The organism is Methanofollis ethanolicus (assembly GCF_001571385.1).
Classification (GTDB): Archaea; Halobacteriota; Methanomicrobia; order Methanomicrobiales; family Methanofollaceae; genus Methanofollis; species Methanofollis ethanolicus.
The window spans coordinates 2,673,839-2,685,555 of sequence record NZ_BCNW01000001.1 but is presented as its reverse complement, the minus strand read 5'-3'; the positions used below and the strand labels follow the sequence as shown (position 1 = coordinate 2,685,555).

General features: G+C 61.0%; 13 protein-coding genes. 7 read left to right on the top strand and 6 right to left on the bottom strand.

Features of this window, described 5'->3' with window-relative positions; translation table 11 throughout:
- Nucleotide 1: 1 nt before the first annotated feature.
- Nucleotides 2-1,714, top strand: coding sequence for a phenylalanine--tRNA ligase subunit beta (gene pheT, locus MEFOE_RS13030; RefSeq protein ID WP_067052749.1), 1,713 nt, complete (start codon nt 2-4; stop codon nt 1,712-1,714).
- On the opposite strand, the gene hisF is transcribed toward pheT, so the two are convergent.
- A complete protein-coding gene (hisF, locus tag MEFOE_RS13025) occupies nt 1,671-2,477 on the bottom strand; it encodes an imidazole glycerol phosphate synthase subunit HisF (RefSeq protein ID WP_067052747.1) in 807 nt (268 codons plus the stop codon). The two genes, pheT and hisF, sit on opposite strands and share 44 nt — an antisense overlap.
- A gap of 114 nt (nt 2,478-2,591) precedes the next feature.
- Here hisF and MEFOE_RS13020 point away from each other — a divergent pair, with 114 nt between their 5' ends.
- Nucleotides 2,592-3,818, top strand: a complete 1,227-nt coding sequence (locus tag MEFOE_RS13020; protein ID WP_067052746.1) for an adenosylhomocysteinase — start codon at nt 2,592-2,594, stop codon at nt 3,816-3,818.
- 377 nt (nt 3,819-4,195) lie between these two features.
- Here MEFOE_RS13020 and MEFOE_RS13015 read toward each other — a convergent pair whose 3' ends face one another.
- A complete protein-coding gene (locus MEFOE_RS13015) occupies nt 4,196-4,699 on the bottom strand; it encodes a hypothetical protein (protein WP_067052744.1) in 504 nt (167 codons plus the stop codon).
- Nucleotides 4,700-5,134: 435 nt separating this feature from the next.
- Nucleotides 5,135-5,653, bottom strand: coding sequence for a winged helix-turn-helix domain-containing protein (locus MEFOE_RS13010; RefSeq protein ID WP_067052742.1), 519 nt, complete (start codon nt 5,651-5,653; stop codon nt 5,135-5,137).
- 187 nt (nt 5,654-5,840) lie between these two features.
- Here MEFOE_RS13010 and MEFOE_RS13005 point away from each other — a divergent pair, with 187 nt between their 5' ends.
- Together MEFOE_RS13005 and MEFOE_RS13000 are read left to right on the top strand one after the other, a co-directional pair.
- Nucleotides 5,841-6,245: a hypothetical protein gene (locus MEFOE_RS13005; RefSeq protein ID WP_067052740.1), complete on the top strand. Its 405-nt coding sequence runs from the start codon at nt 5,841-5,843 to the stop codon at nt 6,243-6,245.
- Nucleotides 6,246-6,291: 46 nt separating this feature from the next.
- The gene (locus MEFOE_RS13000; protein ID WP_067052738.1) at nt 6,292-7,185 is read left to right on the top strand and encodes a metallophosphoesterase; all 894 of its coding nucleotides are present in this window, start codon (nt 6,292-6,294) and stop codon (nt 7,183-7,185) included.
- Here MEFOE_RS13000 and MEFOE_RS12995 read toward each other — a convergent pair.
- Both MEFOE_RS12995 and nifB read right to left on the bottom strand, forming a co-directional pair.
- Nucleotides 7,161-8,015: a DNA-3-methyladenine glycosylase family protein gene (locus tag MEFOE_RS12995; protein WP_067052736.1), complete on the bottom strand. Its 855-nt coding sequence runs from the start codon at nt 8,013-8,015 to the stop codon at nt 7,161-7,163. The genes MEFOE_RS13000 and MEFOE_RS12995 overlap by 25 nt on opposite strands.
- 15 nt (nt 8,016-8,030) lie before the next feature.
- Nucleotides 8,031-8,945, bottom strand: a complete 915-nt coding sequence (nifB, locus tag MEFOE_RS12990) for a nitrogenase cofactor biosynthesis protein NifB (protein ID WP_067052734.1) — start codon at nt 8,943-8,945, stop codon at nt 8,031-8,033.
- Between the two features lie 96 nt (nt 8,946-9,041).
- Between nifB and MEFOE_RS12985 the strand changes: the two genes are divergently transcribed.
- Entirely contained in the window at nt 9,042-9,551 is a 510-nt protein-coding gene (locus MEFOE_RS12985) for a hypothetical protein (RefSeq protein ID WP_067052732.1), read from the top strand.
- 12 nt (nt 9,552-9,563) lie between these two features.
- Here MEFOE_RS12985 and MEFOE_RS12980 read toward each other — a convergent pair whose 3' ends face one another.
- Entirely contained in the window at nt 9,564-9,836 is a 273-nt protein-coding gene (locus tag MEFOE_RS12980) for a hypothetical protein (protein ID WP_067052730.1), read from the bottom strand.
- Nucleotides 9,837-10,002: 166 nt separating this feature from the next.
- On the opposite strand from MEFOE_RS12980, the gene MEFOE_RS12975 reads away from it, so the two are divergent.
- Both MEFOE_RS12975 and MEFOE_RS12970 read left to right on the top strand, forming a co-directional pair.
- Nucleotides 10,003-10,971, top strand: a complete 969-nt coding sequence (locus tag MEFOE_RS12975) for a substrate-binding domain-containing protein (RefSeq protein ID WP_067052727.1) — start codon at nt 10,003-10,005, stop codon at nt 10,969-10,971.
- A 59-nt stretch (nt 10,972-11,030) separates the two neighbouring features.
- Nucleotides 11,031-11,717 carry an ABC transporter permease gene (locus MEFOE_RS12970; protein WP_067052725.1) on the top strand — a complete coding sequence of 229 codons (687 nt, stop codon included), beginning with the start codon at nt 11,031-11,033 and terminating at the stop codon, nt 11,715-11,717.

Sequence of the window (11,717 nt, the reverse complement as noted above, 5' to 3'; positions counted from 1 at the left end):
CATGGCAATCATATCTCTCAACTATGCATACCTCGAACGCCTCACCGGCACCGACAGGAAGACGATCCTTGAGCGCCTGCCGATGATCGGTTCCGACATCGAGCGGACCTTCGATGACCATGTGGACGTGGAGTTCTTCCCTGACCGGGTGGACCTGTACTCGACCGAGGGCGTGGCGCGGGCGATGCGCGGTTTCCTGGGCATCGAGGAGGGCCTCCCCGCGTACCCGGTCGCCCCTTCAGGCATCTCCTTCTCGGTCGATCCCGCCCTCAGGTCGATCAGGCCCTACTTCGGCACCGCCGTCATCCGGAACGTCTGTCTGGACGAGGCCGGGATCGAGAGCCTGATGGGACTGCAGGAGTCTCTCCACTGGGCGATTGGCCGGGGCCGGAAGAAGGTGGCGATCGGCGTCCACGACCTCGACAAAGTCAGGCCGCCCTTCAGGTATCTCGCCTCGCCCCGCGACCGCCGCTTCGTCCCCCTCGATTTCGAGGACGAACTATCGATGGAGGAGATCCTGGAGCAGCACCCGAAGGGGAGGGACTATGCCCACCTGGTCGATGCCTTCGACCGCTTCCCCCTGATCGTCGATGCCGACGAGAACGTCCTCTCCTTCCCGCCGATCATCAACGGGGAACTGACCAAGGTCACGACGGAGACGAGGAACATCCTCCTGGACTGCACGGGTACAGACCCGAAGTCCGTCCGCATGGCGGCGCACATCATCTGCACCGCCCTCGCCGAGGCAGGGGCGACTATAGAGAGCGTCGATGTCGACGGCACGCCATACCCCGACCTCTCCCCGGCCGAGCGTATCGTGAGCGTCGACGCCTGCCGCCGCCTCATCGGGATCGATATCGATGCCGGGGAGATGGCCGCCCTGCTACGGAAGATGCGCTTCGGTGCCGAACCCATCTCCAGGGGGAAACTGCAGGTGCTGGCCGAATGCTATCGAGCAGGAGCACAACGCCAGCCTCCCGAGTCCCTCTCCGACGAACAGGTGCGGGTGCTCGTGCCCCCGTACCGGGCCGACATCATGCACGACTGGGACATCTTCGAGGACGTGGCCGTCGCCTACGGCTTCGACAATATCGCCGCCGCCCTCCCGCAGACCTTCACCACCGGCAAGGAGCACCCGATCGCGGTCGTCGAGAGAGAGGTCAGGTCCATCCTCGCCGGCCTCGGCTACCTGGAGGTCATGCCCTTCACCCTCACGTCCGAGAGAGTGCTCTACGGGCAGATGCGGCGCGAGGTCTCCCCCGACCTTCTCCGGGTCTCGAAGCCGATCTCAGAGGACCAGAGCGTGGTCAGGACCGATATCCTCCCCCTGCTCATGGAGATCCTGGAGATCAACTGCCACCGCGAACTCCCGCAGCGCCTCTTTGCGACCGGCGACATCATCCGCGGCGTGACGACGATGCAGAGCGTCGCCGCCGTCTCCATCCACCCGGGTGCGGACTTCTCCGAGGCCTATGCGACGATGGACGCTCTCTGCCGCGAGTGCGGCCTCTCCCCGGAGTTCGTCGAGTCAGCGGACCCGGCCTTCCTCGAGGGCAGGCGCGGCGACGTTCTGGTGGACGGGAAAAAAGTGGGGGTCTTCGGCGAGGTCCACCCCGAGGTGCTCGTCGCCTTTTCCCTGGAGCACCCGGTGGCGGCCCTCGAACTCGACCTCAGAGCCGTACCGGGATACCCTGTCCGGCCAGGTACTCCTTGACCTGGCTGACGGTCATCTCCCCGTAGTGGAAGACGCTTGCCGCAAGACAGGCGTCCGCCTTGCCGAGGGCGAACCCCTCTCTGAAGTGCTCCAGCGTCCCGACACCGCCGCTGGCGATGACCGGGATGCCCACGCTCCCGGAGACGGCGCGGGTGACCGGGATATCAAACCCGTTTTTCGTGCCGTCCGTCTCCATGCTCGTGAGCAGGACCTCGCCGGCGCCGCGTTCCTCGACCTCTTTTGCCCACCTGACCGCGTCGATGCCTGTCGGGTGCGACCCGCCCATCGTCATCACCTCGTACCACACGGTCCGGCCGTCCGGGAGGGAGATGGGGGTCACCCCTTCCCGCATCGTCGGGTTGGCCCGCACGTCGATGGCGACGACGACGCACTGGGTTCCGAAGCGCTCCGCGGCCCTGGTGATCAGGGTGGGATCGTCCACTGCGCTCGTGTTGATGGAGACCTTGTCCGCGCCGGCCCTGAGGATCCGGGTGATGTCGTCGAGTGTCCTGATCCCGCCCCCGACGGTGAGGGGGAGGAAGAGTTCGTCGGCAGCACGCTCGATGACCGGGATGATCGTGCCCCTTCCCTCCTTCGAGGCCGTGATATCCAGGAAGACCACCTCGTCCGCTCCCTGCTCATTGTAGCGCGCCGCAAGTTCGACCGGGTCGCCCGCGTCGCGGAGTCCCTCGAAGTGCGTCCCCTTCACCACTCTGCCGTTCTTGATGTCGAGGCAGGGGATGATCCGTTTGGTGAGTGCCATGCGAACTTCTCTGACCGCGGGGATAATCAGCATTTGGGAGGGGGCCGTCAGGCCGGACCGTCACCTTTCAAGTGGATGCGCGTCCACCTATATGGGAAGACGTCAGGTGAGGCTATGAAGACCGGTCAGCAGAAGATGGACTGGGCACGGCAGTACATGCCGGTGCTCGGCAGCATCAGAAAGGAATTCGAGGAGACGAAGCCCCTCGCGGGCGTGACCATCGGGATGGCCCTCCACGTGGAGGCAAAGACCGCCGTCCTTGTCGAGACCCTGGCGGCAGGCGGGGCCGAGGTGTACATCACCGGCTGCAACCCCCTCTCTACCCAGGACGACGTGGCCGCGGCCCTCGGCGAGGTGCCGGGCGTGCACTGCTATGCGAAGAGGGCGTGCTCGAACGAGGAGTACTACGCGGCGATCAACCAGGTCCTCGACGCGCACCCGGTGATCACCATCGACGACGGCATGGACCTGATCTTCGAACTCCACACCCGCCGGCAGGAACTTATCGAGTACGTGATCGGCGGCTGCGAGGAGACGACGACAGGCATCCACCGTCTCCGCTCGATGGCGGCAGAAGGCGCGCTGAAGTTCCCGGTGATCGCGGTGAACGACACCCCGATGAAGCGCCACTTCGACAATGTCCATGGCACAGGCGAGAGTTCGCTCTCCGCGATCATGGCGACCACAAACTGCCTCCTTGCCGGCAAGTTCCTGGTCGTCGCAGGCTACGGCTTCTGCGGCGGCGGTGTGGCGCGGAAGGCCCGCGGTCTCGGCGCACGCGTGGTCGTCACCGAGGTGGACCCGCGCCGCGCCCTTGAGGCGCACATGGACGGCTTCACCGTGATGCCGATGGACGAGGCGGCAAAGATCGGCGAGATCTTCATTACGACGACGGGGAACACCTCGATCCTCACGGAGCGCCACTTTGGCTCGATGCGTGACGGCGTGATCCTCTCCAATGCCGGCCACTTCAATGTCGAGATCGATGTGAAGTGGCTTGAGGAGCACGCGGAGAGGATCGAGCGCCGCGACGGCATCGACACCTACATCTTCGGCGAGAAGAAGATCCACGTCCTTGCCGAGGGCCGCCTGGTGAACCTGGCGACGCCGAAGGGCATGGGCCACCCGATCGAGGTCATGGACCTCTCCTTCGCTCTCCAGGCCCTCTCCGCCCGGTACATGGCGGAGCACGGGAAGGACCTCTCTCCGGGCGTCTACGATGTCCCGAACGTCATCGACGAGGAGGTCGCGGAGAGGAAGCTCGCCTCTCTCGGGATCGCGATCGACGCCCTCACCGACGAGCAGAAGCACTACATGTCAGCCTGGAATATCGGGACATAATATCTCTTTTTTTGGCTCTGGTGTACCGCTCATGAAACGACGTTTCAGGCGGTTCTTTGAAAGTTACCCCGGTGGTTTTCAGGGTACATCCTCATACTGAGGGTATCTCCCGATCCTGGATCGGGACGATTTCCAACCCCTTTCCCTCCACCTCCCCGGCACAGGGAGGGGGCCGGGAGAGGAAGACATTACCTGCAATCATATCGACGACCTGAGGGCGTTGAGTCCTGCCGGATTTCATCCTGTTCTGCCCACAGACCCTGGTATGCCCGGATCGCCGGATCTCCCTGGTATGGCCCTGAACGGGAGGTAGGATCCCCTGTTTGGGGGCAGATCCGGGCGTATTTGACCCGGGCCGTGCCCTGCGGGCCACACCCTCACGCTCTGACATGCGTAGTCTGAAGAGCCTCCTGGCACTCGTTCCAGTGTCTGATACGCTCGTCTGCAACCTCTTCAGAGAGGGAATCATAGAGCGATTCGATGCACGCCGCTCCATAGCGACCTTCTGCTTCAGGGGGCATGTCTTCAGGAACGATATCGAAGGTATGCGCGTCGACAATGATCCGCTCATGCGACTCATTGCCGGGATCGAAGAGTTCGGCCATTGCTCCCATGCGTGAAGGAGCATAATCGACAGGTTTTATTGATGTGATCTTGTAGTCCGGATAGTTTTCATCTGCGAATTTCTTTGCGATTTCCTGTGCCCGGTCGAAGTCCCGGGTATGGGGCTTGAGACTGACCGAAGATACAGGTGACCCGAGTACTTTGCTTGCGGGAACCTCAACATCGCCTATCGGTGTGCCTTTTCGCTCTACCGTGAAGAGGTAATAGAGCTTCAGTCCATTCGGATCGTAGATCGTGATCGGAGACTCATCGATCATGGCACCTACCCATGTATCGTTTCCCTGGAGTGGTCCTTGTGAGACAAAATCGGAGAGAACGCTATTTGCGTTCGTTCTCGCCTGATCGATCGATACATAATTCTTTACAACTCAGCATCGACCGCGGTTACGGGGGCGGTACAACCCCACGAGATCAGCAGGATGCCGATAAAGACAAAGAGGGCTTTTTTCATGAAACACATCCTCCTCTGCCACATGAGGCCCATGGGCAGGCATTGATGAGCACATCTCTGTACTCACCATGTAGTGTAGGGAAATGTCGGAAGAATCTATCAAATATGTTCGACCGTATTCGAACGTGGTATCGTTAGGATCCGTAAGATGGATTCATAGAGTGGTGGTCATCAGAAGAGATGCGGAGAGGAAATGAACCCCTCTGGATATCGTGGTCGGTGCAGTCCTGCCTCTCACATTTTAATCGGTGGCGAGTGTTACCGAGGGTGAGGGTTTCACCCGGGCCTTTTTTTGAAGGATAGCATAGGCCGCAAGAACAGTACCGGCCCCGAGGAGACCGATGCCCCCTACCAGAAAGAGGGGGTCTGGAATATTCCAGAGCGGATGTACATCACCGGTGTACAGGACTGGCCGTGTCAGATAGAATCCGAGAAGAACCATCCCTCCCAGGAATGCGAACGGGATAGAGGTCAGGAGAAGAACAATCCTGGTCCTCTCAGATGGATGCAATATCATGTGCCCCTGAGTCGTCAACTCAAGATAGACCCAGCGATGCCCCTCGTCGATCGCTGCAACAAACCCTGAAGCAATGAGTTTTTCCACGTGGTGATGGACTGTCGACTTGGCGCACTCCATCTCCTCTGACAGTTCGGTTATTGTCATCCGTCTTTTGTCGAGGTGTTTCAGTATCTGCACCCGTTGCTCGGATGAAAGAACTTCAAGTGTTTCTCTTCTGAGTGGGATGGTGTGCGAGAGCATTTATCTGGTATATGGAGAGACAGGACATATAATATTGCTCGATTTATTTTTGGCGGATGATGTACAGATTCTCATATGGTGCGGGAGGGAATGGCATTCAATCCTCCTCGAAGCGAGTCTCTGAATTTTTTTGCTCTGTCCCCTCCACCCCACAACACCTATAACCCCTGCCGCCGAAGACCCGCCCATGCCTTTTGTCACGCGGGCCAGGAACTTCATGTTCGACCAGGGTGTCCTCTGCTCCAGCAGGTACTGCACTCTGATGGTCGAGACCGTCAGGTTCCTCCTCGACCACGCAGTCGGCCTGGAGCACGCGGTGCCGACGGCCGAGATCCTCGCCCACCTCCTCGCAGAGGGCTATGAGATCAGCCATGAGGAGTGGAAGAAGGAAATTCTCGAACCGCTGGATCATGCTGGAGTCTTCTTCGGTGTGACCAGTTCGGACAGGATGTTTCTCATCGCCGCGCCCGACGATGCACAGGCGACGCTCACCTATTACCAGAGCAGGATCCAGGAGCAGACGCAGAGGATGGCCGTCCTGAAGAGATTGCTCGACGAGGCCGGGTGGAGCAAAAAGATCCCGTATAACTGAACTGCGCAGGAAACCGTTATCCCCCTTCCCGGCGACCGCGTGAGGCATGGTGTCCTATGCCCGCCCTCTCGCAGCAGTCCTCTTCGCTCTTCTCCTTCTCCTTGCCGGAGGCCTTGCCTGCGGCGCCGCCGGGGCCGGGGACCTGACCGTCACCCCCCTCACGGTGACAGGGGTGCCCGGCACGATCGTCCTCCTCTCGGACCTCCATATCTCAGAGGGGAACCGTGACCTGATCGAGAGGACTGTCAGGGAGACGAACTCCCTACACCCCTCCCTCGTGCTCATCGCCGGAGACTTTGTCGCGGGATACGGGAGGGACGGGGTGCCTGACCTCTCCCCCCTCGCCGGCATCAGGGCACCGGTGTACGCCGTGCTTGGCAACCACGACTACGGTATCTCCAGCCGCGGTCGGGGAGAGATGTTGAAAGAGGCAGACCTCAGCGTCGAAGGCTACGACCTCTCCCCTCTTGCCGACGGCACGACCGACACCGCCCTTGCCGACGCGGTTTGTGCCCGCCTTGAGGAGGCCGGCGTTGTGGTGCTCAGGAACGAATACGCGACAGAAGAGGTCGGGAACAGTACCGTGCTCGTCGTCGGCCTCGACGACGGCCTGGCAGGGAGGGCGCGGTTCCCTGATGCCCTCCCCGACGCCGACTATCGCATCGTACTCATCCACGAACCCGAGTGCCGGGCCGCCTGGGACGTCGACCTCGTCCTCTGCGGTCATACCCATGGCGGTCAGGTCGACCTTCCCGCCCTCGGAAAACCTGCGGCATGGTTCGGCTACGACCCCTCTGCCGGCCTGATCGAGGAGGGAAAAAGGACCGTCTATGTCAGTCGCGGCATCGGCACCACGCCCCTTCTCGGCATGGACATCCGCCTCAACTGCCCGCCCGAGATCACGGTGATACGGGGTCAGGCCCCGTCCCGCACACAGTAAAGGTATTCCTGCGCCCACCCGGCGTACCTGCCGAAGTGCCCCCATGCAAAGTCCCTGATATCCCTGTACTCCTTTGCGGTCATCGCCCCCTCCTCCCTGAGGTGGGGGAGGTACGAGCGGCGCATGATCCGGCGTATCCACACGTCCACAGGGAAGGCCTCGTACTTCTGGAAGGCGAAGAGGAGGATGCAGTCCGCCGCCTTCGGGCCGACGCCCGGGAAGCGGAGGAGTTCCTCCCTCGCCTCCACGTATGGGAGTTCGGCGGCCCTCTCCGCCCACGCGGGGTCATCCGCGCAGATCGCCGCGGTCCGGCAGACGTACGGCGCCCGGTAGCCCATCACGCACCCCTCCCGCAACGAGCATTCGGTCGACGAGATGAGTTCGTCGGCCGTCGGAAAGGCATGACCGCCGCCGGGGAGGGACCGCCCGTAACTTTCGGCAAGCAGACGCACCCTCTTCCTGATCACCGGAATGTTCGCGTTCGTGGCGCAGATGTATGAAATCAGGGTCTCGAAGGGCTCCTGCCGGAGGAGGCGCAGGCCCAGGCAGCGGTCGATGGCCGCGTGGATCACGGGGTCGCGGTCGACCGAGGCGAGAATGCCGGGGAGGTCGAGGTCGAGGGCAAGGTATCGCCTGATAAATCTCTCGTCGGCGCCGTGGAAGGAGAGCAGAGGTCCGTCCTGCCTGATCCGGACCCCACGGCTGCCTGCGATGCCGTGCCACCACCCGTCGTCCATTTTTTCCCACCTGAAGGCCTGGCCGCACCCCAGGGTGGCGTCGAGGTCGAAGGGTTCGTCGTCGTGCAGAGCGATCCTGCAGAGATCTTTCATCTGAAAAAAGGAGGTTTATTCTTTCTGTTCGCAGGAACAGTTCGAGTAGATACGGGACTGCACGTCCTTGCCGAGTTTCCCGATCGCGTCCGAGCGGCAGCGGGCGCAGTGGCGCATCTGTTTGATATAGGGGGCGCAGGCGTCCTGCATCGCCTTCTTCTCCGCTGGCGTCGGCGGGGTGATCCCGGCGAACTTATACTGCGGGATCAGGGGGATCAGGTTGAAGGAGAATGCCCCCATCTCCCCAACCTTCTTTGCGATCTCGACGATGTGCTCATCGTTGACGCCCGGGATATAGACCGTGTTCACCTTCACGAACATCTTCCTCTCAACGGCCATCCTGATCCCCTCAAGCTGGTTTTTCAGGAGGACCTCGGCCGCCTCGCGGCCGGTGTGGTGCGTGCCGTGGTAGTTGACGAAGGAGTAGATCTTCTCGCCGATCGCGGGATCGACGGCATTGAGGGTGACGGTCACGTTGCCGACGCCATACTCTGCAATTTCGTCGATCTTCTCCGGGAGAAGGAGGCCGTTTGTGGAGATGCACATGATCAGGTGGGGAAAAGCCTCGTGGATAAGGCGGAGAGTCTCGAAGGTCTCCTCGTTTGCGAGGGGTTCCCCTGGCCCCGCGATCCCGATCACCTTGACGTACGGGAACTCTGTGACCACCTTTGTGACCAGGTCCACAGTTTCGGCCGGTTTTACCACGCGGGAAGTCACCCCAGGCCTGCTCTCGTTCACGCAGTCGAAATCACGCACGCAATAATTGCACTGGATATTGCAATGCGGTGCGACCGGCAGGTGGCAGCGCCCGAAGGTGTGGCAGGCGGTGTCCGAGTAGCAGGGGTGCTCCTGGATCTTCCGCAACTGCTCGGGGTCGTAGGGCACCTCCTGATCCCCGACTTTCGCTTTCCGGTATGCTTCGTCGACCATAATAAACAACACAGTATAGTCATCACCTCGCTATATTACCGTTCGGGTCGTGGCCTCTGGCCGAACACTTATATTGTCCCCAGCCGATTCTCGTCCATGAACACAACGTTATCCGTTCTCCTTGCCCTCTGCTGTCTTGCCGTCTCCCTCACGTCCGGGTGTGCGACCGCGCCGGTCGACAGGCAGACCCCGGTGCCAACGACGGTCGTGACACCGACGCCGACCCTCCCCGTGGTGGAAAGCCCGGTGCTCGTCGTCGACCCCCGCCTCTCTGAAATGACGATCGATCTTTCTGCCGTGGAGCGGAGCGATGGCTCCGGCGTCACTCTCAAACTCGCCACAGACCCGGTGGGCGCGGCGATCGCACGGGACGGCGTCGACGTCCTTGTCACATTCTTCGCCTATAACGCCGCGGAAAAACCCGGCTTTGTCCCTTCGTCGGCAGACGAGGTACGAAAGGCAGGCATCCCGTACAAGACCGTCTTCTTCTCCGTCTATGATGCCCCGGTCCGTGTGCAGGCAGAACTGCCCCGCGAGTCGGAACAGAAGAACCTGCAGATCGGGGAACCGTACGTCTATGGTGCGGTCGTCATGGTAAAGGACTAAAAAAGAGGGTTTTCAGGTGTCGCAGCTCGGGGTCTTTGGATTCCTCTCCTGGACAGCCACTCTTCCCTTCGGGGTGATGGCGATCGAGGTGAACGTATAGGGGTCTGACGATGCGCGGAGATGGACGTCGATCACGCCTTCTCTCTGGAGTTCCCGCACCGCCATGCTCACCTCGGCCGGTGCAAGGCCGGTCATCTGGGAGATCTCTTTGCCGGAATACTGGCGCATTTTGCTCCCGGCAAGGGCATACAGGACCTTTTCTGCATTTTTGCTGATCTTTTCCATGTTTCTCCTCTGTGGGATCAGGATGCTCTCAGTAGAGCCCCTTATATGATAAAACCTTCGTATTTCCCGGAATCGCCCCTCTCCGGGAGCAGTTAAACAGATCTCAGTTCCCGTCCTCGAATATGGCAACGTATATAATATGGTGAGTCCTGATAGTAAAATTACCATGAAAAAGAGCATCTTTATGCTTTTTGCAGCAGTCATGATCGTTGCTGCATTTGCATGCGGCTGTACCGGCACCGGGGACGTGACCCCAACGCCGACAGCAACGCCGACCGCGGCGGAAACGACGGCGGCTCCTGCAGAGACGCAGACTCTCCTCATCGCCACGACGACAAGTCTCTATGACACCGGACTCCTCGACGCCCTGAAAACTGATTTCGAGAAGAAGTACAATGCAAAGGTCGACATCATCTCGGCCGGCACCGGCAAGGCCCTCGGCTACGGGGAGAACGGCGACGTAGACGTGATGATGGTCCATGACCGCGCCCGCGAAGACGCGTTCCTTGCTGCAGGCCACGGCATCGACCGCCGCGTCTTCGCCTACAACTTCTTCGTCATCGTCGGCCCTGCATCGGATCCGGCAGGCGTGAAGAACATGACCCCCGAGCAGGCCTTCACCACGATTCGTGAGAAGGGCCTTGCCGACCCGGCGACGGTGAAGTTCGTCTCCCGCGGAGACGACTCTGGCACGCACTCCAAGGAGAAGGCGATCTGGAAGGCCGCAGGCTTCAACTACTCGACCGACATCCAGAAGTCGGGCGAGTGGTACATCGAGGCCGGCACCGGCATGGGTGCGACCCTGGTGATGGCCGACGAGAAGCAGGCCTATACGCTCTCCGACATCGGCACCTACCTTGCGAGCAAGGACAAGATCAGCCTCGTGCCCCTTGTCGAAGAGGGCGATATCCTCCTCAACGTCTACTCCGCGATGCGGATCAACCCGGAGAAGCACCCCGGCGTGAACGCCACCATCTCCAAGGACTGGATCAACTACCTGATCACCCCCGAGACACAGAAGATGATCGAGACCTTCGGCGTGGACACGTACGGCGAACCCCTCTTCTATCCGGCCGCAGGCAACTGGGAGAAGATGGGCGTGAACCAGTCTGAAGTGGAAGACCCGGTGGCATAAAGTCGCAGGGTTTTTCTCTTTCATCTCCCTTTTCTCTCCTATATTCCGGGGAGTGAGTGATGGGCTTTATCATCGACGGCATTCTTGAGGCTGTTCACCTCATCGTCACGCTTGACCCCGACGTCATAGAGATCACCGCCCTTTCCCTCGTCGTCTCCCTGACTGCAACCGTTGCGGCGACGCTCATCGCCGTCCCCTTCGGGGCCTCGGTCACGTTCAACGAATTTCCCGGGAAAAAAATCCTCATCCAACTTATCCAGACCCTGTACTCCCTGCCGACCGTCATCGTCGGTCTGCTGTTGTTCCTCCTCCTCACCCGTCACGGTCCTCTCGGGTTTCTCGGCATTCTCTTCACGCCGCAGGCGATGATCCTTGCCCAGACTATCCTGGTCCTCCCCATCATGACCGGGCTCACGATCACCGCGATCTCGGGCGTGGACGCGACGATCAGGGACACGATCCTCTCCCTCGGGGCGACGCGCCTCCAGTTCCTCAAGCACGTCGTCAGGGAGGCCCGGTTTGCGATCCTCGGGGCGGTCGCCCTCGGCTTCGGCCGGGCGATCTCCGAGGTCGGTGCGGCGATCCTCATCGGCGGGAACATCTACGGTCGGACCCGCGTCCTGACGACGGCGATCACCCTCAACACATCGCAGTGGAATATCGGCACCTCGATCGCCCTCGGGATCATCCTCCTCGGCATCGCCCTCGTCGTGAACACGGTGGTGACTATCTACCAGCAGCGGTGA